Source organism: Hungatella sp. (assembly GCF_046966825.1).
In genome coordinates this window covers 1-24,378 of sequence record NZ_JBKVCZ010000104.1, presented here as the reverse complement: position 1 = coordinate 24,378, position 24,378 = coordinate 1, and the positions used below count along the sequence as shown (strand labels likewise).

Here is a 24,378-nt window from a genome sequence, read left to right as displayed (position 1 = left end):
AAAAAGGAGAAGGAGCTTGCGAAAGAGTCAGGAGGGGCACAATTCCTCTCATGTCTAAAGGCACGAGTCTCCATGTGCAGTTTATGAAGAAAAACATTTACCTTAAGCGGCTCTGCCTGCTTCTGCTCGTCGTACTATGCACGATCCTTCTGTTTGTCCTGCAATACCGGTATGACAACAAATACCATTTTCCCGGAAAACAGGGAGAGCATGGGATTCTTGATCTGCGGTCAGACAGGCAGCCCTTATCTGTACTGACCTATGGCTGGGAAATCTATCCGCAAAAGCTGATTGCCCCCGGCGAATTTAACGGGCAGAAGCCTCATTTTATCTATCTGGGACAGTACGGAGGTTTTGAAGCCGGAGATAAAAACGGTAATCCTCATGGCTGCGCCACGTATCGGTTGACCATCCTGCTTCCTCCGGAAGTAAACGAATATGCGCTGGAACTGCCTGAAATCTATTCCGCCTCACGAATCTGGGTAAATGGCCGGCCTGTCAGCATCTTAGGTGATGTAACCTCCGTCAATCCGTCCCCCTCCATCCGCACAGGTATGATTACCTTCTCCGCGGCTGGAAAAGCAGAGCTGGTCGTACAGGCCGCGGATACACGTCACTATTACAGCGGCATGGTCTATCCTCCGGCGTTCGGATCAACAGATGCAGTATCCGATTTAATTTCCCTCCGATTTCTGCGCACATGTATCATGGTCATTGCATCACTGACCATCGGAATCCTGTATCTTTTCATTGGCATCAAAACCGGCGGGGAACGGAGACGCATGATACTGTTTTCTCTTGTATGCCTGTTCTTCACCATGCATGTCATGTATCCGCTCTTTCATTTATTTGGCGCCGGATACTGGACCTATTATCTGGAAGATTTAAGCTTTTACCTGTTTCTTACCGCAATCTGTGCGCTGCACTGCAGTCTCTGCGGTATCAAAGGCAGGCCGCAGCAATTTGCCGTTTTCGTCTGCGCAGCTGCAGCTCTTGCTTCTCTTGTGGTTCCCGCTCTGCTGTTAAACGGAAGCTTAACTGCTATGCTGCTCTACTCAGTCTTCTTAGACGGCTTCAAACTCGTTCTTTTCAGCTGGCTCATTACCACTGCATTCTTTAACAGGGAACAGACGGAAACCATGCGAAGCCTGCTCCTGGCGGGTCTCTGTACAATCGCCGTCGCCCTTCTGGTTCAGGCGGCCGCTCCGGTCTTTGAGCCGGTGCGTTTTGGATGGCAGACAGAAAACGCAGGATTCCTCTTTATCCTTCTCCTGGCCGGCGGACTCTGGTTTGATACGATCCGGGCCTATGCAGAACGTACCGCACTCGCTGAGAATATGCGGCTGATGAAGGGACAGTTCGCCCTCCAGGAAGAAAACTATCGGATCCTGTCAAAAAGCATAGAAGAGACACGTAAGATGCGGCATGACCTGCGCCACCATATCACGGCAATCAAGGAACTTACCAACCAGAAGCAGTATGATGCGCTGGAGGACTATCTGGAAGGCTACGAGAACAGTTCTGAGCAGACCGAATGGCCGGTTCTCTGCGATAACCACGCAGCTAACGCGGTTCTCACCTACTACCGGCAGCGCGCATTACAGAAGCAGATACCACTTTCCATTCATGTTTCTCTCCCGGCGGAATTAAAGCTGGAAGCCTGGAACCTCGGCGTTCTGCTTGGTAATCTCCTGGAAAATGCCTTCGAAGCCTCTGAAAAGCTGCCCCAGGAGCTCCGCTCCGTAAAAATATACGCAAAGACTGCAAAGGGCAACCTGCTGATCACCGTGAAAAACCACTGGAATGGAGAATTTACCGTCCTTGAAGACCGGATTTCCTCTACCAAACACGAAGGTGCCGGAATCGGCCTCTCCAGTGTCCGCAGCATGGTAGAGGCAAACGGGGGCCAGTTCTATCTGATTCCTGATAAAGATAAATTTGAAGTTTCTCTTGTGTTGTGGAAGCAGGTCTAAGAGTATATAGCAGGTTTATGCGCTTTCTCGGACAGCGAAAATGGCAAAAGCGTCACATCTTACTGATACGCTTTTGCCATTGCTTTGTCCGCTTCTGACTATTCCCCTCCAACCTCACACCGCCGTAGTATATCATACGGATCCATCGCAATCCCCAGATCCACATCAACCATCTGGCGCGCATGGGGGGCGCTCTCCTGCGGGGTTCCGTCTTCCGCGTAAATCGCTTTGACGACTACCTCGCTGTTCGTTCCGTCCGGCTTCATCACCTCGATGGTTTCCCCCACCGAAAACTTATTCTTCTGTTCGATTCTCGCATACCCCCGGGCATTCACCGAAGCAACTGTTCCCAAATACGTGTAATCCTTCACATACGTGCTGTTCTCGTAGATCTGGGACGATGCGTCCGGTTTTCCGAAATAGAAGCCTGTGGTAAATTCCCGGTTGACACACTTGACGATCTCTTCCCGATACCAGTCTAAATTCGCCTCATAAAGCTTCGGGTCCTTCTGGTAATCATCGATGGCCCTTCGGTAAGCCCTTGCCACCGTCGCCACATAGAGCGCCGTCTTCATGCGCCCTTCGATCTTAAAGCTGTCGATCCCGGCATCGATCATCTCCGGTATGTGATCGACCATACATAAGTCCTTGGAGTTAAAGATAAACGTGCCCCGCTCATTCTCATAAACCGGCATGTACTCACCCGGACGCTTCTCCTCGACGATGGAATACTTCCAGCGGCAGGGATGGGTACAGGCCCCCTGGTTGGCGTCCCGGCCCGTCATAAAATTGCTCAGAAGACACCGTCCTGAGTAGGAGATGCACATGGCTCCGTGAATGAAGCTCTCGATCTCCATATCCTCCGGAATGTGTTCTCTGATCTCCTTAATCTCCTTTAAAGAAAGCTCACGCGCCGTTACCACGCGCTTTGCCCCCAGATCATACCAGAAACGGTACGTTCCGTAGTTCGTATTATTAGCCTGGGTGCTGATATGGATCTCCATATTGGGTATCACCCGCCTGGCAATGGCGAATACTCCCGGATCTGAGATAATCAGCGCATCCGGACCGATCTCCTTCAGTTCTCCGAAATACGCCTCCACACCCGCTAAATCATCGTTGTGAGCCAGAATATTGGCCGTTATATAGACCTTTACACCGTGTTCATGGGCAAAGGCGATTCCCTCTTTGATCTCTTCATTCGTAAAATTCTTTGCTTTCGCTCTCAGACCGAAGGCCTCACCGCCGATATAGACCGCATCCGCACCGTAAATCACGGCGGTCTTCAGCACCTCGAGACTTCCAGCCGGAATAAGCAGTTCTGTCTTTCTCATCTTTTTACATCTCTTTCTCTAAAAACGCTTAATGCAACGCCGTCCCCGATGGGTATGATCGACGTGGCCAGGCTGTCCGTATGTTTCAATTCGTATAAATATTCCCGCATGCGCGCATGGATCGTCCTGTTGCGCCGTTCCACCGCATAGCGCGATTCGATGATATCGCCATCCTGCAGCACATTGTCCGAGACAAGCATACTTCCCGGAACCATGAGTCTCATGATTTCGGGAAGCCATACAAGATACTGGCCCTTCGCCGCGTCCATGAATATAAAATCATAGGGACCGGTAAGTTTCTTCAAGATCTCTCCGGCATCGCCGGGGAGCAGGGTGATTCGTTCACTCTCCCCCGCTCTCTCGAAATTTTCCAGGGCTTCTGGTATCCGTTTTTCATATTTTTCAATCGTTGTTATGCGGCAATTCTCCGGCATGGCCCCCGCCATTAAAAGCGTCGAGTAGCCCACCGCTGTGCCAACCTCCAGGATAGCCGCCGGCCGCTTCGCCTCCACCAGAGAGATCAGGAATGAGGCTGTCTCCTCGCGGATGACCGGCACCCGTTCCTTCCGGGCCTTTGACGCAAGCTCCGAAAGGAGCGTTCCCCGGCTTCTCTCCAGCGAATTAATGTAGTCCGTGACTCTGTCGTTCCCTATCATTCCTTCTCTTCCTCTTCTCCGGTATTTTCGTTCATCATCTGAAGAATCTCCTTGGAGGTCATAGAGGTGTTCACGGTGTACGTCCCGGGGTTCACTTCGTAGTCGAAGAAGATGGCCTGTATGACAAATGAATATTCATTCGCAATCAGCCCGTACGACTTAAGGAGCTTCGCTGCATCCGTGATGGAGGTTCCCTCCTCCACGGTGATACTCCTGTCTCTTCCCGGCGCAGCTTCCACAGACGTGGCGTAAAAAATTTCATGGCCGAATTCATAGCCCTTTGTCACGCCTTCGTAAAGAAGCAGCACGACCAGTGCGCAGACAATCAGCCTTCCGGATATCCCGATGATGGCTCCCGTTATTCTGTTGATCTCTTTTGTAGCACGGCTCATACTGTCATCCCTTTCAACACGAAAGTCCTGATTCTTTGATGCTTATCCTATACTTCCATAATAATCGGCAGAATCATCGGATTCCGCTTCATCCGTTTCCATAAGAAATCGCTTAAGCTGTCGCGGATAATATTCTTGATCTTGCCCCAGTCGTTGACATGGCGGTCGAGGCAGTCCAGCACAGCGTCATTCACGACCGCTCTTGCGTCCTCCATCAGATCCTCGGATTCTCTCACATAGACGAAGCCTCTGGACACGATGTCCGGGCCTGCCAGCAGCTGATTGCTGTATTTCTCCAGCGTCAGCACGACGATGATGATACCGTTCTGAGCCAGGTTCTGTCTGTCACGCAGCACGATATTGCCGACGTCGCCGACACCCAGTCCGTCCACCAGGATTCCGCCTGCCTGAACGTGATCCACGATGCCCCAGGACTCCTGTCCCAGTTCCACCACGTCTCCTGAGGACATGATAACGATGTCGTCCTTCGGAATGCCCATAGCCTGTACCAGATTCTTCTGAGCCATTAAATGGCGGTACTCTCCATGAACCGGGATCGCGTATTTCGGACGCACCAGAGCGTAGATCAGCTTGATCTCTTCCTGACACGCATGGCCGGATACGTGGGTATCCTGATTGATTACTTCGGCACCCTTCATGGCCAGTTCGTTGATAACCTTGGACACGGCCTTCTCATTGCCCGGAATCGGAGTGGAGCTGAGCACAATCACATCGGTCGGTTTAATCGATACCTTTTTGTGGGTACTTCCTGCCATACGGGAAAGGGCCGCCATGGATTCTCCCTGGCTTCCTGTGGTGATGAGCACGGTCTGCTCGTCCGGATAATTCTTCAGCTGGTCGATATCAATTAAGGTTCCCTCCGGGATGTCGATATAGCCCAGTTCGCTGGCCGTTCCGATGACGTTCACCATGCTTCGTCCCTCTACCACGACCTTGCGTCCATATTTGGCCGCTGAGTTGATCACCTGCTGCACCCGGTCCACATTGGAGGCAAAAGAGGCAACGATGATACGGTTAAATTTATGATCTGCAAAGATATTGTCAAATGTCTTTCCCACCGTCTTTTCCGATGGGGTAAATCCCGGGCGGATGGCGTTGGTGCTGTCGCACATCAGGGCCAGAACGCCCTTCTTGCCCAGCTCCGCAAAACGCTCTAAATCGGCCGGTTCGCCGAAGACTGGCGTATAGTCGATCTTAAAGTCGCCGGTGTGCAGGATCACGCCCGCCGGTGAATAAATAGCCAGTGCGGAAGCGTCTGCGATACTGTGGTTTGTCTTTATAAATTCAATACGGAAGCATCCAAGGTTGATGGACTGTCCGTGCTTGATTACTTTCCTCTTCGTATTCTTTAATAAATTATGCTCTTTTAACTTATTCTCGATCAGTGCAATGGTCAGCTTCGTACCGTAGACCGGCACGTTGACTTCTTTTAAAATGTACGGCAGGGCTCCGATATGGTCCTCATGGCCGTGGGTGATCACAAATCCCTTCACCTTGTCGATGTTCTGTTTTAAATACGTTACGTCCGGAATGACTAAGTCGATGCCCAGCATGTCGTCGCTGGGGAAAGCAAGTCCGCAGTCCACTACGATGATGCTGTCCTCGTATTCAAACGCGGTAATATTCATACCAATCTGTTCCATTCCACCAAGGGGAATGATCTTAATTTTTGCATTGCTGTCCTGTTTCTTCAATCTGTTACCTCCATTTTTCTATCTATTTTCCGTCCTGATCTTCTTTTTCCATGATTTTCTGACAATCCCTGCAGTACCCGTAGAGCTTTACCTCATGATCCGTCACCTTAAATCCCATGGTATCGGAAATGGTCTGCTCCAGTGTATCAAGGAGGTCTCCTTCAAATGAAAATACTCTGCCGCAGCGGCTGCATATTGCGTGATGATGGTGATGTCTGGACTCACTTTCAAGGCCCCCTAATTCATAGCGGGCAAAACCGTCGTCAAAGCTCACCTTATCGATTACCGACAGATCCACCAGTACCTGCACGGTCCTGTATATCGTGGCCAGTCCGATCTCCGGGCATTTCTTTTTCGCGAGGTCATAGATGTCCTCCGCCGTTAAATGTTCACCCGGGCGCTCCGCCATGATTTCCAGTACCAGCATGCGCTGATTTGTCACTTTGAGTCCCTTTTTACGAAGCATGTCTTTAAAAACTTCCTGTTCCATATACGAGTCCCTCAAAATCCGTTATTTCCTAACAATGAAATCTTCATCACTTTTCAATATCCACGTCCGCGTCTTCCAGCAGTTCGGAAAATATTTTAAATAAATAATCTATCTCGTTATCATCCTCTACGAACTCGTAAAGAGCATCCGCATCGTCGCTCTCCGATAAGTCCTTCAGAATGTAACATTCTCCTTCTTCGTCATCATCCGCCGCATCTGTCACCAGCAGATAACTCATTCCATTAATTCTGGTCTCTTCCAGAACGTAAAAATCTACGGCTCCGCCGTCATCTGTCACCAATGTGATCTTCTTTTCTTCGTTGCTCATCGTTCGTCATTCTCCTCTGGTCGTGCCGCCTGGCAGACTGTCCAAATAGCCCTGCAGAATCAATCCGGCCGCCACTTTGTCGATGACCGCCTTCCGGTTTTCCCGTCTGACTCCGCTCTCCTGTAAAATCCGTTCCGACTGAACGGTTGTAAGCCTCTCATCCCAGAGTACCACCGGCAGTCCGGTCCTGCGCTCCAGCATGGCTTTAAAGCTCTCTGTTTTCTCTGCACGGTCTCCCAGAGTATTGTTCATATTCTTAGGATAACCCAAAACAATGGTTTCAATCTCATATTCCCGAATCAATTCCTCAATTCGGGCGCAAGTCTTTCTTAATTTGTTCTCGTCTTCTCTCGTAATCGTCTCCACCGCCTGGGCAGTAATGCCAAGGGAATCGGATACAGCGACGCCAACAGTCTTAGAACCGTAGTCAAGGCCCATTATTCTCATATTTATTTTCTCCATATTTGTCAAACCTTCCGCCGCTAACGGCAGAATCCCAGACCCTCGCGGCCGCCGGACAGACATGCGGGCATGTCCGCCTGACTCATTGCCTGCGGAAATAAAGCTCCAGTTCAGCCATTCTATCGGTTATCTGAGGAACTGCAGCAAAATTCAATTAACCCGCCGCGGACAACGGGGGCATCACATTTGCGCCCCGCAGGTGGCGGGGTATTGGCTCCCGCAGCAGTTACCGGATAAACATGCCCGCATGTCTCTCTGATCGCCGCCGCTGGAAATAAAACCGGTATTTTTTCAACACGAAAAAACAACTGCCAGAGTCCGTTTATTCCTTCATCTGACAGTCAAATTACAGATTCTCTTTACCACGTAAAATTACTTAAGCATCGTATCGATATAGACCCTCATAAGCTCCTCCAGGATCTCATCCCGTTCTACCTTCATGATGAGACTTCTGGCGTTCTTATGACTGGTTATATAAGTAGGATCTCCAGACATGATATAACCCACGATCTGGTTGACCGGATTATACCCTTTCTCTGAAAGGGCAATATAGACCTGCTCCAGAACCTGGCTTACATCCAGCTTGTTTTCCTGTACTGAACCAAAAAATTGTGTATTATGAATATCGCCCATTACGCTCACGTCCTTTAACTGTTCTTCTCTATTCTAAACCATATTTGCTGTTTCGGCAAGAAAAAAATAAAAATTCCTGATTTTCCTGAATTTTACAGGGATAAGTTACGCCGAAAATCCGCAGTGGGTGGAGGCTGAATGGATCTTCTTAATTTTTCAGGAGAAATACTTCGTCATTTAACAGGGTCTCAAGTATTCCGGAAATCATACTTCCTTTTAAGTCTTCCTGAAACGGTACCGCGGCCTTGATGTACTCTTTTGTATGGCCGATCATGTATCGCTTTCCTTCCCACTCGTACTCTTCTTCCATCAGTACCTCGGTGTTTTTTCCGAGATGCTGTTTTCGGTATTCCAGGGACATTTCTTTTTCCAGCGAAAGGAGGACTCCGCTTCGTTCGTTCTTTACCGGCTCCGGGATCTGGGAGGGCATGACGGCTGCGCGGGTGCCTTCACGTTTGGAGTATTTAAAGACGTGCATTTCGTAAAAATGAACCTTCTTTAAAAACGCCTCTGTGGTCTGGAACTCTTCTTCTGTCTCCCCCGGGAAGCCTGCGATGACATCGGTGGTAATCGCCGGACAGTCAAACGCCGCACGCAGGATCTCACAGCGGCTTAAATAGTCTTCTGTCGTGTAGTGGCGGTTCATCCGCGCAAGCGTCGCATCACAGCCGCTCTGAAGGGACAGATGGAAATGAGGACAGATTTTTGGAAGGGACGCCAGCGCTTTTGCGAACTCTTTTGTGATGATCCGCGGTTCTAAAGAGCCCAGACGGATTCTTAAGAGTCCCTCTACCTCATGGAGACACACGATTAAGTCGAGAAGCGTCTTCTTCCCTCCTTCTTCAAAATCCACGCCGTAGGAACTCAAATGAATCCCTGTCAGCACAATTTCCTTATATCCGGCTTCCACCAGCCGTTCTACCTCGGCGCGCACATCCTCCAGCTTTCTGGAACGTACCCGGCCTCTCGTATAAGGGATGATGCAGTAGCTGCAGAACTGGTTGCATCCGTCTGTGACCTTGATAAACGCCCTGGTGTGGTCGGCGATCCGTTTGATAGTCAGGGCCTCGTAATCCTTTGCCGCCCCGATATCGATTACCGTCTCTTCCACGGTGTGATCTTCGCTTGTAAAGTAGTCATCCAGAATTCTCACAAGCTCAGTCTTCTTGTTGTTTCCTATGACCAGATCCACCGCTTCGTCCAGTTTAAGCGCCTCTCCTGCCGACTGCACGTAGCAGCCTGCCGCCACTACCACGGCCTGCGGGTTCATCTTCTTGGCCCGGTGAAGCATCTGCCGCGATTTGCGGTCGGCTATATTGGTTACTGAACAGGTGTTGATGATGTACACATCCGCGCCTTCGGCAAATGGAACAATCTCATATCCCGCCTCTTCCAGAAGCTGCTGCATAGCCTCCGTTTCATATGAATTTACCTTGCATCCAAGGTTATGCAGGGCTGCCTTTCTCATTTTATTTTCTCCTATCTAAATAAACAGTATGTGAAGTTTATTTTCATGTAAAATTACCATTGACTTTTAACCCATATGCCAGTAGTATTGAACTTGAACAAGCGGGGATTCCCTGATTAAAAAAAGAACAATCTCAAGGAGGTTTTTTCACATGAAAACAGTGCGTATATCTTTAAACTCCATCGACAAAGTAAAATCTTTTGTAAATGACTTAACCAAGTTCGATACCGATTTTGATCTGGTATCTGGAAGATACGTTATTGATGCCAAGTCCATTATGGGCATCTTCAGTTTAGACTTATCCAAGCCGATCGATTTAAACATTCATTCTGAGAGCAGCGTGGATGAGATCGTAAACATCTTAAAGCCATACATCGTTGATTAATCGGACAAGTAAGCGCTTCAACCGTGTCCCACGGTTGAAGCTTTTTATGTAATAGGAGCATCTTCCTATTACATAAAAAGCCCCCGGGCAGGACAGCGTACCCCCCTTTATCGGGTATGCGCACTCCGCGCTAAGGAAGTTTGGCTGCTGAAGCAACCGTGCTCCGGCGCGAGAGTCCGGCGAGCCGGACTCTCTGTTCTTTCACGGTAAAGTACGTCCGATGCATCAGCACCATACCTTTTCCACTGTATTGATGGCAGTCTCCACCATCTCGTCGATTTTTTCTTTCAGCTTTTCTTCTGAACGCTCAATCATCTTCAAATTCGGCTTTGTAACCGGATGCTTTGCCACAAAGATGGTACAGCAGTCTTCAAAGGGCAGAACCGATGTCTCGTACGTTCCGATCTTCTCGGCTACATCCACGATTTCCTGTTTATCAAATCCGATAACCGGACGGAATACCGGCATCGTACAGGCCGCGTCCGTGGCGGCTAAGGACTGCATTGTCTGGGAAGCCACCTGGCCGATGCTCTCCCCTGTAATCAGAGCCTGTGCTCCGACATCCACGGCCAGTCTCTCAGCGATCCGCATCATGTAACGTCTCATGATAATGGTCAGCTCCTCATGAGGACACTGATCATAGATATAGAGCTGGATATCCGTGAAATTCACGATATGAAGATGGACTGGTCCCGAATACCTCGATACCAGCTTCGCTAAATCGACCACCTTCTGCTTTGCTCGCTCACTCGTATAAGGCGGAGCATGGAAATAAACGGCGTCAATCTTCACACCGCGCTTTGAAATCATGTAACCGGCCACCGGGCTGTCGATACCGCCGCTTAAGAGCAGCATGGCCTTTCCATTGGTTCCCACCGGCATACCGCCCGGTCCCGGAATGACGATGGAGTAAATGTTGATCCGGTTTCTCACCTCCACATGGAGCATGACCTCCGGATGATGAACATCCACCTTCGTCTCGGGAAACGCATCCAGAATCACTTCCCCTAAATCCCTGTTGATCTGGTCGGAATTTACCGGATACTTTTTATTGCCGCGTCTTGCATTTACCTTGAAGGTAAAATTCTTATCCTCATAAACCTCATCCACATAGGCGAGCACCTGTTTCTTTAAATCCTCATATCCATTGTCGTCCACCTGAACCATGGGACAGATGGCGGCGATGCCGAAAATACGCTTAAGCGTCTCAACTGCCTCGTCAAAATCGTACTCAGATTCCGCTGTGGCGTAGATTCTTCCCGACTCCTTCACCACCATAAAATCTCCATCGATATCCTTTAAAGCGTGCCGGATCTGTGTCACCAGCGCGTCCTCAAACATAAAACGGTTTTTTCCCTTTACGCCGATCTCGGCGTACTTTATCAAAAATGATTTATACTGCATATTGATCCTTTCTTTTTTCTGCCAGGCCTTCCGTTCTGAAAGCCCAGTTCAGCATTGCGGCCTTCTGCCAGGTCAGCCGTTCTGATTGTTCATGGCTGTCAGCCTCTCTGATACCTCCGGAGCACCGGAAGCAGCTCCTTAAGCGCTGCGATACAGATATCCACCTCGTCCTTCGTATTAAATACACCGAAGCTGAACCGCAGTGTGGAATCCAGCAGCTCCTGTTTTACCCCGATTCCCTTTAAGGTTCCGCTGACCGCCGGGTGGTTGGAGGAGCACGCGGATCCGGACGAAACATAGATTCCCTTGTCCTCAAGCGCGTGAAGCAGCACCTCGCTCCTCACCCCGGAAAAGCTGGCGCTCACGATCTGAGGAGCGGACAACTCTCCCGGAAGGCTGTTGACCGTGGTTCCCTCGACCTCATCCAGTCGTTTTATCATGTAATCCTTTAACTCATAGAGCTGTTTCATCTTCTCGCCATGGTTCTGATACATCTCCCTGGCCGCCTCACCGAGTCCGGCGATCCCCGGTACGTTTTCCGTGCCGGAGCGCATGCCCCGCTGCTGGCCGCCGCCGTAGATGAGCGGCTTTATCTTAACCCGGCTGTCCACATACAGAAAACCGATTCCTTTCGGAGCATGAATCTTATGGCCGCTGACCGAGAGTAAATCGATTCCCTGCCGTTTCGGCCGGATGACAAACTTTCCGTACGCCTGAATGGCATCTACGTGGAACAGAATCGCCGGATTCTTCTTTTTGATCCGCTTTGCGATCTCTTCCACCGGCTCCACCGCGCCGATCTCATTGTTCACATACATGATGGATACAAGGATCGTATCCTCACGGATGGCGTTTTCCAAATCCTCCAGGCTGATATGGCCGTCATGATCCACCGGCAGGTATGTCACCTCAAAGCCCTGTTCCTCCAAATACGCCAGCGGATTGTAGACCGAGGCGTGTTCGATGGAGGTGCTGATGATATGATTACCGGCCCGTTTATTGGCTATGGCCGTCCGGGTCAGCGCCATATTGTTGGACTCTGAGCCGCCGGAGGTGAATATAATCTCCTTGGGAGATACCTTCAGTGTCCCGGCGATGATCTCCGCGGCTTCTTTGATATACTGTTCCGCGCGCATGCCCTTTCCATGCTTCGCGGACGGATTTCCATAATCCTCCGTCATCACCTTCAGCACAAGATCGGCCACCGACGGAAGCACCTTCGTCGTTGCCGAATTATCAAAATAAACTTCCATTTAAATTCTCCTCGTCAATTCTCCATCTGGAACATTAAGACGGACAGCACTGCCAGTCCGGCCGTCTCCGTTCGCAGAATCCGTTTTCCAAGTGTCACCGGCTTCACTCCGGCCGTCGAGGCCATCGCGATCTCATCATCCTCAAATCCGCCCTCCGGGCCGATGAAGATTCCGCAGCTCATACCCGGCCTGATTCCTGTAAAATACGCCTTTGTGTCCGCCATCCCTTCCGCATGCTCAAACGGAATGATGTTCTTATCGAATCCACCCGCGTACTGGAGCGCTTCTCGAAATGACATCACACCGGTCACCTCCGGAATAATCAGGCGTTTCGACTGCTTCGCCGCGCTCTCCGAGACAGCGTTCCATCTGCGCACCTTCGCGTCTTCCTTCTTCGCGTCCAGCTTCACGACGGTACGCCTCGTCTCTACCGGAATCACCTGATAGACCCCCAGTTCAACTGCCTTCTGAATGATCAGCTCCATCTTGTCGCTCTTCGGAAGCCCCTGAAATAAGTAAAATTTCACGGGCAGCTCCGTACCGCTCTCCGTAACCGAGACGATCGCCGCGGTCACGCTGTCCGCCGCGATCGTCTCAAGTTTACATAAATAGTCCCTGTCCACACCGTTGCTGATCAGGACTTCTTCTCCCGGCTTCATGCGCAGCACATTTTTTATATGGTTCACGTCAGGCCCTGTGACTGTGACTGCCTCCGGCCCGATCTGATCCTGACTTACGAAAAAATGATACATACTCTTCCCTATTTCTTCCTGGCCGTAACCGACAGCCACTCACCCTGATACGTTACCTCAATCACCTCAAAGGCGTCGTTGGCTGCAAATGCCGCCCTCACTGCCTCTTCCTTCATATTAATGATGCCGGAGGTGATAAAGATTCCGCCCTTTTTCAAATGTACCGGAACTTCCTTCTGAAGCAGAATGATGACATCCGCCAGAATATTTGCCACCGCCACGTCATACTTTTCGTATCCCGCTGCGTCCTGAACATCTTTATCGTCAATAATATTGCCCTGGAGAACTGCGAATTTCTCTGAATCAATTCCATTGGCCTCCAGGTTCTCACCGACCGCCGTAATGGCGTTCTCGTCGAGATCCGTGCCGAACACCGCCTTCGCACCAAGCTTTAAGGCCGTGATTCCCAGAATTCCGCTTCCCGTTCCCACATCGAGAAGAACTGTCTCCGACGTCACGTATTTGCGGAGCTGGCGGATACAGAGCTGAGTCGTCTCATGCTGGCCCGTGCCGAACGCTGTTCCCGGATCAATCTGAATGAGAAGCTTGTCCTTATGTTCCTCCGGAATCTCCTCCCAGGTAGGCTTGATCAGGATATCATCCACGGTAAACGGCTTGAAATACTGTTTCCAGTTGTTGATCCAGTCCTTATCCTCTGTTTCGCTCTCGGTGATGGTCCGCTCTCCCAGATCCGTAAACATGGAAAGGTCATCAAGTCCCTCATCCACACTTTTCAGGATGCCGGCGATGTCCTGGCTGTCGTCGAGATAGAAGCTGACAAACGCCACGCCCTCGTCCGGCGGCAGCTCTGGAAGGATATCAATGAACATCCCTTTCGTCTCCTCCGCCGTAAGCGGAATATTGTCCTCGATCTCGATTCCCTCAATTCCGATCTCATCAAACATGCTGCTGACTAAATCCACGGCCTGCGTCGTGGTCTTCAGCGTAAATTTCTTCCATTTCATAGCAATCCCTTACCCTTTCACAATTTTCACAAAAAGACACAACAGCACCGCCAGAACAACCGGACGCACGACCTTCTGGCCGCTCTTTACCACCATACCGGAGCCGATATAATGGCCCGCGATACAGAAGACGCCCGCTGTGATCCCCAGCGGAAGCAATACTTTTCCATTTATTAAAAATGTCACCAGCGCCGCAATATTGGAAGACAGGTTGATCACCTTTGTCGTTCCCGATGCGGTCCTCAAGTCCATCTTCGCCGCCCCTGTTAAAACTAACAGAAGAAAGGTACCCGTACCCGGGCCGTAGAAGCCGTCATATGTACCGATCACCAGCGCGGCCGCCATGCTGATCAGCATCATCTGCTTCTCCGTAAGACTTCCCGTATTCTCATTATCGCCCATATCCTTATTTTTCAAAACATAGAAAGCCACAACCGGCAGGGCGAACAGCATCATTCCCTTTAAAAACTTCTCACTGGCAAGCAGGGATAAATTCGAACCGATGATGGAACCGACGATCGCACAGGCCGCCGCAAATAAAGACAGCTTCCATTTGATGTAGCCGCTCTTCGCAAACCTCGCCGTGGAGATGACCGTTCCCATGGTCGATCCCATCTTATTCGTTCCCAGCGCCAAATGAGGCGGAACCCCTGCTGCCAAATGGCGGAAGTGAATCAGACCGCCGCCTCCGGCAATGGAATCTACGAAACCGGCTAAGAATACCAGCGGACATACAATCAGATACTGGTGCATTATATTCATTTCCTCTCTTTCATCTGTGACTGGTTCCAGTCATTCAGATAATCCGACATGATCCGCCGCCTGCGAAAACCGCCCACTGGACATGCAGACATGTCCGTCTGGCTCGCTGCTCACGGAAATAAACCACATGATATCATAGCATAGTTTTGATATCGCTGCAACAGCAACTGTATTTACCGGAGCCTTCTTCTTTCAAAAATGGCGGATTTACGCCATTTTTCGACCTGTACGTCCGTCTGTTCCATCATAACGCATGGAAGCGAAAAAGAAAAACAAAATTTTTTTATTTTTTTTTGAAATAGATGCAATAAAACACGATCCTCCTGCATTAATCTATTGAACGGATGAAAATCACTTCTGTTCCATACCGATCACAAAGGGCAAAAAATATCAAGAAAAACGAAATTCCTTGATGCATTACACCACATCACACTCGCCCTGAGTCATGAGGGACCGGACACAGAACGCATTTTCACATATTACAATCTAACGGCAATTAGAGTTTGTAATCGAAACGAAAAAGGCTGAACCCGCGGCAAGCAGGTTCAGCCTTTTTCTGTCTCATCTGTTATTTCTTATCTGTCATCCATGTTTCCAGGCTGTTCAGAATACGGGGGCTCCCGCCCTTCCCTCCCGGCTACTGTGCCATGATACCGTCAGTACCCACATGGTAGCCATCCGGCGTCGTCGTATTCACAAGGAGACGTCCCAGCGTACCGTCTGACATCGTGTTAAAATAGTAGGCCTTTCCGCCGACGATCTGCCAGCCGATTCTCATGGACCCCAGCGTACCGTCGTCCGTCGGATTTAAGTAAAATTTATTGCCGTTTCCATCGGTGTACCATCCGGTCATCATGTGACCGCCATTGTCAAACATATACCATCTGCCGTCGATGTGCTTCCATCCATTGGACGGCCAGCTCCCATCACTGTTCTGGAACCACCAGCCGCCCGGGCTGTAGCGCCATCCCCTCTTATACGTATAGGCGCCCGGTCCGCCATCGTCATCATCGCTGTCGTCGTCATCGTACCAGCAGTCATAGGAGACGCTGCCCTCGATCGGTCCGACCTGCTTCGATCCGGAACCGTTAAATCCCGGAAAATCCCGTACCTCCTGCGTATCATCCGCAAACGCCGCCATGGAAAACCACAGAATTGCGCAGAATGCCAGTGCTGCCGTCCATGCAAATTTTCTTATTTTTTTCATTTTTCTTCCTCCAAGCTATTTTCTGGTTCCTCTCTCTGTTTTTCCAGCCCTTCCACAATGCGGCAGCTGATCATGCATGCCTCTCTTCCTCCTGGCCACAATACAGCCTGGGCGCGGGTATGCACGTAGCATTTCCTATTCCGGTTCCAGACGAGGCTCGACGCACTGGTCCTGACGGAATCCAGCATCAGCATGGGACAGCCCTCGCACATCCGGTCCGCCCCGAAGAACACACGGTAACAGACACCGCCGCAGACGACCGCCGGATCTTGTTCCTGCACCTTTCTGCTGGTGTAGAGAAACTGACACGTCTCCATGTCCAGAATATAGAACCAGTCTCTCTGCTCCTCCAATGCTGCGGAAAATCCGTTCATAGCCCTGCCAAGCCGCTCCTGCGCCCTTCCCTTCATTAAGAAAATACCGAGAATCCTGGAAATGGTCTGAAGCAGCCGGATCTGATTGCCGGTCCAGTAACGGTTTTCCATGCATTCATCGAAACCGATGAATCCCTTCGGCTTCCCCTGGTCCATGATCCGGCACTGCAGCACGGACTTAATCCCCTGATTTTCCAGAATCATGCGCTGATGTGTCAGAAGCGTACTGACATCCCGGCAGAAAAAGATTCCTTCCTCATTAAAGTTATCGTAGTAATGATCGAGAGCCTCCATATTTATGCTTTGCAGATTCTCCTTTTCGGGCTGTACCCCCTCCTTGCACCACTCGAACGTGTTGGAGGACCTGATTCCGTCTTCGTCATCCTCGAAAATATAGACACGGCACACATCCACCTGTCTTCCGACAATCTCCAGCAGCTGATTGATGGATTTTTCCATGCTGTTGGAGCGGCTCAGGATATCCAGCACATAGCCTGTCAGGTTCTGGTCTGCAAGTTTCTGATCCATAACCGCCGCTCCGGCCACATCCGTCTGTCCCTCCGGTGTGATGACATCCTCCAGCGATTCCGCATAGAGGGCATATCTGTTTTTCCCCTGCCGCTTGGCCTGATAGAGCGCCGCATCGGCGTTTTTGTAAATGCTTGCAAAGTTATCGCCGTTCTCGGGAGCGATGGAGATACCGATCGAACAGGATATAATATCTTTTTGCTGCCTTAAAATGGACCGAAAGTTTTTAAGAATCCCGTCCGCCTTCTCCTCCACCTCACCCAAAGTTTTCACATGGTACAAAAGGACCGCAAACTCATCTCCGCCGACTCTCGCCAGAACCGCATTTTCCGGAAACAGCCTGCGAAGCATGTCCGCAATGTCTCTTAACATCGCATCACCGCTTAAATGGCCGTAAATATCATTGACCTTCTTAAAATTATCCACATCAAGAATCATCAGCGCACAGCGGTCCGACGGCAGCGCCTTCACCACATACCGCTGGATCAGCGTCTGAACCGCGCCCCGGTTGTAGAGGCCGGTCAGCGAGTCCTGTTCTGCCAGCTCCAGCAGCCGCTCCTTTTCCCGCTTCTCCTTGTCGATGTCCGCGATCAGTCCGATGGCCCGTGCCGGCCGCTTGTCCTGATCCGTCTGAAGCGTGTAACGCACCCTGCACCAGATAAAGCGCCCATCCTTTGTGGCTATCCGGATTTCATTTTCCCCGCAGGGGGATCCTAAGAGGACCTCTTTCTGCATCTGCACAAAGATCTTTTTATCATCGTTATGTAAATTGCCCCGTCTCAATACCTCTTCCGATATGTGATCACGGACCACCTGATATCCGAATTTTTTGATCCAGTTCGGCGAGCACGTCAATGTATCGCTCTTAATATCCCACTCGAAAATGATGTCTGTTGCCTGATTTAAGATAATCTGGTACCGTTCCAGACTCATCTTCAGCTCCTCATCCGCCTTTCTGCGCTCTGTAATGTCGATCAGAATGCAGTAAAAGACGGGCTGGCCGTCCCGCATGACCAGCTGTCCATTATCCTGAATGACAAGATAACTTCCGTCCTTGCAGATCACACGGTATTCGATCTCCTTGGTATTTCCGTTCTTCATCTGGCGGATCACGTCCAGACGCGTGCTCTGCAAATCTTCCGGTACGATCATCCGGCTGAACTTATTCTCAAGAACCGTCTCCATCTCATCTCTTGTATAGCCGAACATCTTTAAAAAACCGTCGCTGTAAAATATAAGTTCCAGATCCTCATCGTCCCTGCAGCAGATAACGCCGCCGGGGATATTCTGGATCAGCGCGTCCAGGTTAGAGTTTTTCTCCTCCAGTTCCTTGGACTGCAATCCGACCAGACTCCGCAGCACCCGCACATCTTCCTGTGTCATGCGCTGCAGATCGGATTCCCACGCACGGTTCGGAAGAGAGTGATGAAGTCTCATCATATACCCGACACCGTCCTCAAACCGGCAGATGCCCGTTGCCCGCACCACGCGCTCGCCGTCCTCCATATCCCCCCGGGTTCCTCTGACGTAACAGCTTCCTGAAAATGAATAAATATGTCCGGCGAGAAGTGATACCGCATAATCCGCATTCAGGATCTGATAATCGTACTTCTTTCCGTTCTGATCCGCCTCAAAGGCGTATAAGATGTTCTCACGTCCCTTTACTGTATTGTATCTTCCTGCACCAGTCCATTCGATATCGTCAGAAATCATCTGACCGACCTGTTCCATATCCTGCTCTTCCAGACAGACCTGGTGAAACCGCCTGACAAACTCTAAAACCTGCCGCTCTTCTTCTGTCATCCCTTACCCTTTCCGGATTTCCCCAAAACCGAAACTGATACGTTTCTTTTACTGATTCCTATTTTACTGGTTTTTACTGTTTTTTACAAGATAGAACCAATTATATTTTGTGTATTGTATAAAATTGTAAGGATTCATAAATTTTTACATGAATTTTCAGTAAATGATAAGGCCGCCATCAGGGATTACTGCCTGATGACGGCCTTATTGATAACTGCTATTTAAAAATTCCTTTTTTCTTATGCTTCTCGCCCTCGGAGCTGTCGCCGCCCATCGCCTCATCGAACCTGCGCAGCGCCTCCTTCTGAGCTTCATTCATACGTTCCGGCACCTGTACAACCAGTGTGACATAATGGTCGCCGCGGACTGCCTTGTTTCTCAGAGACGGAACGCCCTTGCCCTTTAAGCGGACCTTGGTGTCTGTCTGGGTTCCGGCCTTCACCTCGTATTCCACGTCTCCATCCACCGTCTTGATACGGATCGGACCACCCAGCGCCGCCCTGGTAAAGGAAATCGGCACGGTGGAGAATATGCTGGTATCCTGACGTTTGAAGATTGGATGGCCGGATACTACGGCCTCGACCAGTAAGTCGCCCCGCTCTCCGCCATTGGTTCCCGGTTCACCGGCTCCGGCCAGACGCACGCTCTGTCCGTTATCGATGCCCGCAGGAATCGTGACCTTAAACTTTTTACGCTTCGTAATATATCCGGTTCCATAACAATCCGGACATTTTTCTTTTATGATACGGCCTGTTCCGCCGCAGTCCGGACAAGTCTGGACATTCTGTACCTGACCAAAGAAGGACTGCTGGGTATACATGATCTTACCTTTTCCGTTACACTTCGGACAGGTAACGGGTGAGGTTCCCGCTTTCGCCCCGCTTCCGTGACACGACGCACATTCCTCTTTATAATTAAGCTCGATCTCTTTTTCGCATCCGAAAATCGCATCTTCAAATGTGATCCGGACACTGGTCCTGACATTGGCGCCCCTCGATGGTCCATTATAACGGGCACCGCTTCTGGATCGTCCGCCGCCAAAAATATCGCCGAAGATATCGCCAAAGATATCTCCCATATCTGCGCCGGAAAAATCGAAACCGCCGAATCCGCCCGGTCCGCCGTTTCCGTCAAACGCAGCGGAACCAAACTGGTCGTACTGGCGTCTCTTATCGGGATCACTGAGCACGCTGTACGCCTCGGAAGCTTCTTTAAACTTCTCCGCTGCGGCAGCGTCGCCGGGGTTCGTATCAGGATGGTATTTTTTTGCTAATGCCCTGTAGGCCTTCTTAATCGCCGCATCGTCTGCGTCTTTGGGAATGCCGAGGACTTCATAATAATCTCTCTTTTCTGCCATCTTAGGTCTACCTTTCACTTATCGCTTTACCTGGTTCCGGCCCTTCACGCCTGCCGGACAACCAGATATGAAAACTGCGGAAAAAGTGCTGTATCACTACAACACTTTTTCCAAAGCCCTGTCAACTGACCAGACTATCTTACACCTCTTTGTAGTCTCCGTCAACTACATCGCTGTCCTGATAGGAAGCTCCGCCGCCTGCGTTATCCGCACCAGCGCCCATATCAGGGCCGGCACCTGCAGAACCCTGGGCAGCCTCATATACTTTTGCAAACAGTGCCTGAGCGCTGTTCATCAGCTTCTCTCTGCCTGCCTTGATGTCTTCGATCTGCGCGTCTGTCATCTCTTCGATCGGAGCTCTGTTGATGGCTTCTTTTAAAGCGTTTAAATCAGCTTCTACGGCAGCCTTATCATTGGCGTCAATCTTGTCGCCTACTTCCTGTAAAGCCTTCTCTGTCTGGAATACCATGGAGTCGGCGTCATTTCTCGCATCAATGCCTTCCTTGCGCTTCTTATCCTGAGCCTCGAATTCAGCCGCTTCTTTTACAGCCTTATCGATATCATCATCGGACATGTTGGAGCCGGAGGTGATGGTGATGTGCTGTTCCTTGCCTGTTCCAAGATCCTTAGCGGATACGTTTACGATACCGTTGGCATCGATATCAAAGGTAACCTCGATCTGCGGAACGCCTCTTCTTGCAGGCGGAATTCCGTCTAAACGGAACTGGCCGAGTGTCTTGTTGTCTCTTGCAAACTGTCTCTCACCCTGTACAACGTGGATATCAACCGCTGTCTGGTTGTCAGCCGCTGTGGAGAAGATCTGGCTCTTCTTTGTCGGGATTGTGGTGTTTCTCTCAATCAGTCTTGTCGCTACGCCGCCCATGGTCTCGATGGATAAGGACAGTGGAGTAACATCCAGAAGAAGGATATCGCCTGCGCCGGCATCGCCTGCCAGCTTACCGCCCTGGATGCTGGCGCCGATCGCCACACACTCGTCAGGATTTAAGGTCTTGGACGGTTCCTTTCCTGTCAGCTGTTTTACTTTTTCCTGTGCTGCCAGCATACGGGTGGAACCGCCTACCAGCAGAACTTTTCCAAGCTCGGAAGCTGTGATTCCGGCATCTCTTAATGCGTTCTGTACCGGAACAGCCGTGCGCTCGATCAAATCGAGTGTCAGCTCGTCAAATTTCGCTCTCGTTAAGTTCATATCGAGATGCTTCGGGCCTTCTGCCGTAGCAGTGATGAACGGTAAGTTGATGTTGGTGGTTGTGGAGGAGGATAATTCCTTCTTAGCCTTCTCTGCAGCTTCTTTTAATCTCTGCATAGCCATCTTGTCACCGGATAAGTCTACGCCCTCTGTCTTCTTGAATTCGTCTACCATCCACTGGGTGATGCGGTTGTCGAAATCATCGCCGCCCAGACGGGTGTCGCCGTTTGTGGAAAGTACTTCGATTACGCCGTCGCCGATTTCGATGATGGAAACATCGAATGTACCGCCGCCTAAATCGTATACCATGATCTTCTGCTCTTTTTCATTGTCAAGGCCGTATGCCAGCGCTGCTGCCGTCGGCTCGTTGATAATACGCTTTACATCAAGGCCGGCAATCTTGCCTGCGTCCTTGGTTGCCTGACGCTGTGCGTCGTTGAAGTATGCAGGAACCGTGATAACGGCCTCTGTTACCTTCTCGCCCAGATAAGCCTCTGCGTCTGCTTTTAACTTCTGCAGAATCATCGCGGAGATTTCCTGCGGTGTATAGTTCTTTCCGTCGATCGCTACCTTGTAGTCTGTACCCATATGTCTCTTAATGGAAGAGATGGTTCTGTCTGCATTGGTAACTGCCTGACGCTTTGCTGGCTCACCTACCAGCCTCTCACCGTTTTTTGTAAATGCTACGATAGATGGTGTTGTTCTTACACCCTCACTGTTCGGAATAACAACCGGTTTTCCACCTTCCATAACAGCCACACAGCTGTTAGTAGTACCTAAGTCAATACCAATAATCTTGCCCATAGTTTTTTCCTCCTATAATTGTCTTTACTCTCAATTTTATCATTTAATAAATAAAGGTATGTTCAGCTCATCTAAGCTCGAAAGAACCTCGCTAAGATTCGTGAACGACGTTCGCACTAAACTCGAAAAGACCTTGTTAAATGCTCACAGTCAATTGGCTACCTGAACCATGGAGTGTCTCACCACGGTATCCCGGTAGGTATAACCCTTCTGAAGTTCCATGGCGATCGTGTTCTCGCCAAGGGATTCGTCATCAATATGCATCACTGCGTTGTGGAAATTCGGGTCAAATGGCTGACCCACCGCTTCGATCGGTTTTACACCTGCATCTTCCAGCGTCTTCATAAGCTGTTTATATATTTTTTCCATTCCTTCTGCAAACGGAGCGCCCTTATCCTCCTCCGGAACGGCTGCAAGGCCTCTCTCGAAATTGTCGACCACCGGAAGTATCTTTTCAATGATATCTCTGGCGCCGATTTCAAACATGGCGGATTTTTCTTTTTCTGTCCTCTTTCTGTAGTTATCGAACTCGGCCATATTCCGCTGCAGACGGTCGGTCAGTTCCTCTATCTTGGCGTCTTTCGGATCTTTCTTCTCTTTCTTCTTTCCGAAAAATCCTTTTTTCTCCGGTTCTGCCTGCTTTTCTTCCGCTGGCTCTTCTCCGGTTTTTTCCTCAGCGGCGTCCTCGGCACACGCTTCTGTCTCCGCGGCCTCTTTTTCGCCTTTTTCTATTTCCTTTTCAACGGAACCGGTGTCTTCAGCCTTCATGGCCTCTTCTACCAGTTCCTCTTCTATTCTCGTCTCTTCGCTGCTCACTGTTCTTCCCTTCACCTTTCATCTTTTTTCAGGATCGAATCCAGCTGCGTCATGAGATTCCGCAGCGTATTCAAAACCTTTTCATAGTCCATACGCTTTGGACCGATGATACCGATCGTTCCCCTCAAGCCCTCGCCCAGCTCGTAATTCGCTGTGACGATACTGCAGTCCCTCATCGTCTGCACCGGCGCTTCCTCGCCGATATAGACCTGAATTCCCGAACTGCTTTCTGAACTGTTCACATCATCGACCAGCTCCTGAAGGAGTTCTTTCTGTTCCAGCGTACCGATCAGACGGCTTGCCATCTCTCCGTCGCTTAACTCCGGATACTTGAAAATGTTCGTGGCGCCGCTGGTGTAAATCTGCAAATCATCGTCGTCCGCCCGGATTGCTTCCGCAACCTCGTTGAGAACCCGGTCAACCACCTCGCTGTGTATGCCGGCCTGCTCCTTTAATCTGCTGATCACGTCCAGATTGATTTCCTCTATGGTCAGCCCGTTTAAGGCATTATTAAGAAGAATGTTAAGATTTAAAAGCCCTTCATCGCTTAGCTGCTGGCTGATGGGGATCATGGTGTTCTTAATCATATTTCCCTCTACAACGATGACCACCAGAAGCTTTCCATCATCAACCTTGGACAGCTGGATGAATTTCAGCTTGTTTCTGTGATACTGGGGAGCGCTGATCAAAGCCGCGTAATTCGTGTTCTGCGCCAGGATTCTAGCCATCTGCTTCAGCAGAAGCTCGACCCGGTCCACACGCTTTAGCATCAGGTCCTTGATTTCAGTAAATTCTTCTTCTTTCTCCTGCATGATCTGATCCACATAAAAACGGTATCCCTTATCGGAGGGAATCCGCCCGGCCGACGTATGCGGCTGTACAATGTATCCCAGCTCCTCCAGATCAGACATCTCATTCCGGATCGTGGCTGAACTCAAATTCAGATCGGTGTACTTGGAAATAGTTCTGGAACCAACCGGTTCGCCGGTTTCTAAGTACGTTTTAATAATAGCCTTCAAGATCGTAACCTTACGGCCGTCCAACTGGTCCTTATCGTTCAACCCGCCACACTTCCTTTCTGAGTCTTCCTGTTAGCACTCAACGTTTAGGAGTGCTAACATCTTCATTTCATAATATATTCTTTTTTCCCTCATTTGTCAATACATTCGATTGAAAATTTTTTGAGAATTTTCTGTGAACTTCTTCTTTATAAATTATAAAGCTTTTTATTGAAGTAAGACAATTGTTCACTACCGTTCCCCGCCCCTGCCGCCCTCTGCTTCCCGTTCGGTCCCGGCTGGCTCCTGGGC

General features: G+C 50.1%; 22 protein-coding genes. 2 read left to right on the top strand and 20 right to left on the bottom strand.

Annotated elements, in window-relative coordinates; translation table 11 throughout:
* Positions 1–1,973 (top strand): sensor histidine kinase (locus tag ACLTD4_RS24640; RefSeq protein ID WP_412331639.1); only part of this gene is annotated, 1,973 nt, incomplete at its 5' end.
* A gap of 98 nt (positions 1,974–2,071) precedes the next feature.
* On the opposite strand, the gene ACLTD4_RS24635 is transcribed toward ACLTD4_RS24640, so the two are convergent.
* The 9 genes from ACLTD4_RS24635 to mtaB form a co-directional block, all read right to left on the bottom strand.
* Entirely contained in the window at positions 2,072–3,307 is a 1,236-nt protein-coding gene (locus ACLTD4_RS24635; protein WP_117621315.1) for a peptidase U32 family protein, read from the bottom strand.
* Positions 3,304–3,963, bottom strand: a complete 660-nt coding sequence (locus ACLTD4_RS24630) for an O-methyltransferase (protein WP_002602491.1) — start codon at positions 3,961–3,963, stop codon at positions 3,304–3,306. Before ACLTD4_RS24630 ends, ACLTD4_RS24635 begins: the two co-directional genes overlap by 4 nt.
* Positions 3,960–4,355, bottom strand: coding sequence for an endolytic transglycosylase MltG (locus tag ACLTD4_RS24625; protein WP_002602490.1), 396 nt, complete (start codon positions 4,353–4,355; stop codon positions 3,960–3,962). Before ACLTD4_RS24625 ends, ACLTD4_RS24630 begins: the two co-directional genes overlap by 4 nt.
* A 47-nt stretch (positions 4,356–4,402) precedes the next feature.
* Positions 4,403–6,070: a ribonuclease J gene (locus tag ACLTD4_RS24620; RefSeq protein ID WP_117621316.1), complete on the bottom strand. Its 1,668-nt coding sequence runs from the start codon at positions 6,068–6,070 to the stop codon at positions 4,403–4,405.
* Positions 6,071–6,092: 22 nt separating this feature from the next.
* Positions 6,093–6,560 (bottom strand): Fur family transcriptional regulator, encoded by a 468-nt coding sequence (locus ACLTD4_RS24615; protein WP_117621317.1) that lies wholly within the window; start codon positions 6,558–6,560, stop codon positions 6,093–6,095.
* A 46-nt stretch (positions 6,561–6,606) separates the two neighbouring features.
* Positions 6,607–6,888 (bottom strand): DUF1292 domain-containing protein, encoded by a 282-nt coding sequence (locus ACLTD4_RS24610; RefSeq protein ID WP_025530574.1) that lies wholly within the window; start codon positions 6,886–6,888, stop codon positions 6,607–6,609.
* Positions 6,889–6,894: 6 nt separating this feature from the next.
* On the bottom strand, positions 6,895–7,335 hold the full coding sequence (ruvX, locus tag ACLTD4_RS24605; protein WP_029466884.1) for a Holliday junction resolvase RuvX: 441 nt from the start codon (positions 7,333–7,335) through the stop codon (positions 6,895–6,897).
* 387 nt (positions 7,336–7,722) lie between these two features.
* On the bottom strand, positions 7,723–7,983 hold the full coding sequence (locus tag ACLTD4_RS24600; protein ID WP_002602485.1) for an IreB family regulatory phosphoprotein: 261 nt from the start codon (positions 7,981–7,983) through the stop codon (positions 7,723–7,725).
* 148 nt (positions 7,984–8,131) lie between these two features.
* The gene (gene mtaB, locus ACLTD4_RS24595) at positions 8,132–9,451 is read right to left on the bottom strand and encodes a tRNA (N(6)-L-threonylcarbamoyladenosine(37)-C(2))-methylthiotransferase MtaB (protein WP_117621318.1); all 1,320 of its coding nucleotides are present in this window, start codon (positions 9,449–9,451) and stop codon (positions 8,132–8,134) included.
* A 151-nt stretch (positions 9,452–9,602) separates the two neighbouring features.
* Here mtaB and ACLTD4_RS24590 point away from each other — a divergent pair, with 151 nt between their 5' ends.
* Positions 9,603–9,836: a hypothetical protein gene (locus ACLTD4_RS24590; RefSeq protein ID WP_002602483.1), complete on the top strand. Its 234-nt coding sequence runs from the start codon at positions 9,603–9,605 to the stop codon at positions 9,834–9,836.
* A 225-nt stretch (positions 9,837–10,061) separates the two neighbouring features.
* Here ACLTD4_RS24590 and thiI read toward each other — a convergent pair whose 3' ends face one another.
* The 11 genes from thiI to hrcA all read right to left on the bottom strand — a co-directional run bounded on the left by thiI (position 10,062) and on the right by hrcA (position 24,129).
* Positions 10,062–11,240 (bottom strand): tRNA uracil 4-sulfurtransferase ThiI, encoded by a 1,179-nt coding sequence (gene thiI, locus ACLTD4_RS24585; RefSeq protein WP_117621319.1) that lies wholly within the window; start codon positions 11,238–11,240, stop codon positions 10,062–10,064.
* 98 nt (positions 11,241–11,338) lie between these two features.
* Entirely contained in the window at positions 11,339–12,493 is a 1,155-nt protein-coding gene (locus ACLTD4_RS24580; RefSeq protein WP_025530571.1) for a cysteine desulfurase family protein, read from the bottom strand.
* A 14-nt stretch (positions 12,494–12,507) separates the two neighbouring features.
* Positions 12,508–13,245, bottom strand: a complete 738-nt coding sequence (locus ACLTD4_RS24575; RefSeq protein ID WP_117621320.1) for a 16S rRNA (uracil(1498)-N(3))-methyltransferase — start codon at positions 13,243–13,245, stop codon at positions 12,508–12,510.
* Between the two features lie 8 nt (positions 13,246–13,253).
* Complete coding sequence (gene prmA, locus ACLTD4_RS24570) at positions 13,254–14,210, bottom strand: 50S ribosomal protein L11 methyltransferase (protein ID WP_055653976.1); 957 nt, start codon at positions 14,208–14,210, stop codon at positions 13,254–13,256.
* 9 nt (positions 14,211–14,219) lie between these two features.
* Positions 14,220–14,963 carry a sulfite exporter TauE/SafE family protein gene (locus tag ACLTD4_RS24565; RefSeq protein ID WP_412331640.1) on the bottom strand — a complete coding sequence of 248 codons (744 nt, stop codon included), beginning with the start codon at positions 14,961–14,963 and terminating at the stop codon, positions 14,220–14,222.
* A 646-nt stretch (positions 14,964–15,609) separates the two neighbouring features.
* Entirely contained in the window at positions 15,610–16,179 is a 570-nt protein-coding gene (locus tag ACLTD4_RS24560) for a glucan-binding protein (RefSeq protein WP_117621323.1), read from the bottom strand.
* Positions 16,176–18,884 carry a diguanylate cyclase domain-containing protein gene (locus ACLTD4_RS24555; protein ID WP_117621324.1) on the bottom strand — a complete coding sequence of 903 codons (2,709 nt, stop codon included), beginning with the start codon at positions 18,882–18,884 and terminating at the stop codon, positions 16,176–16,178. The genes ACLTD4_RS24560 and ACLTD4_RS24555 overlap by 4 nt, the downstream gene beginning before the upstream one ends.
* 217 nt (positions 18,885–19,101) lie before the next feature.
* Positions 19,102–20,241 (bottom strand): molecular chaperone DnaJ, encoded by a 1,140-nt coding sequence (dnaJ, locus tag ACLTD4_RS24550; RefSeq protein WP_055653984.1) that lies wholly within the window; start codon positions 20,239–20,241, stop codon positions 19,102–19,104.
* 139 nt (positions 20,242–20,380) lie between these two features.
* A complete protein-coding gene (gene dnaK / locus ACLTD4_RS24545) occupies positions 20,381–22,252 on the bottom strand; it encodes a molecular chaperone DnaK (RefSeq protein ID WP_055653986.1) in 1,872 nt (623 codons plus the stop codon).
* 150 nt (positions 22,253–22,402) lie between these two features.
* Positions 22,403–23,020: a nucleotide exchange factor GrpE gene (grpE, locus tag ACLTD4_RS24540; protein ID WP_055654414.1), complete on the bottom strand. Its 618-nt coding sequence runs from the start codon at positions 23,018–23,020 to the stop codon at positions 22,403–22,405.
* Positions 23,021–23,079: 59 nt separating this feature from the next.
* Positions 23,080–24,129 carry a heat-inducible transcriptional repressor HrcA gene (gene hrcA, locus ACLTD4_RS24535; RefSeq protein WP_055653987.1) on the bottom strand — a complete coding sequence of 350 codons (1,050 nt, stop codon included), beginning with the start codon at positions 24,127–24,129 and terminating at the stop codon, positions 23,080–23,082.
* Between the last annotated feature and the right edge of the window lie 249 nt (positions 24,130–24,378).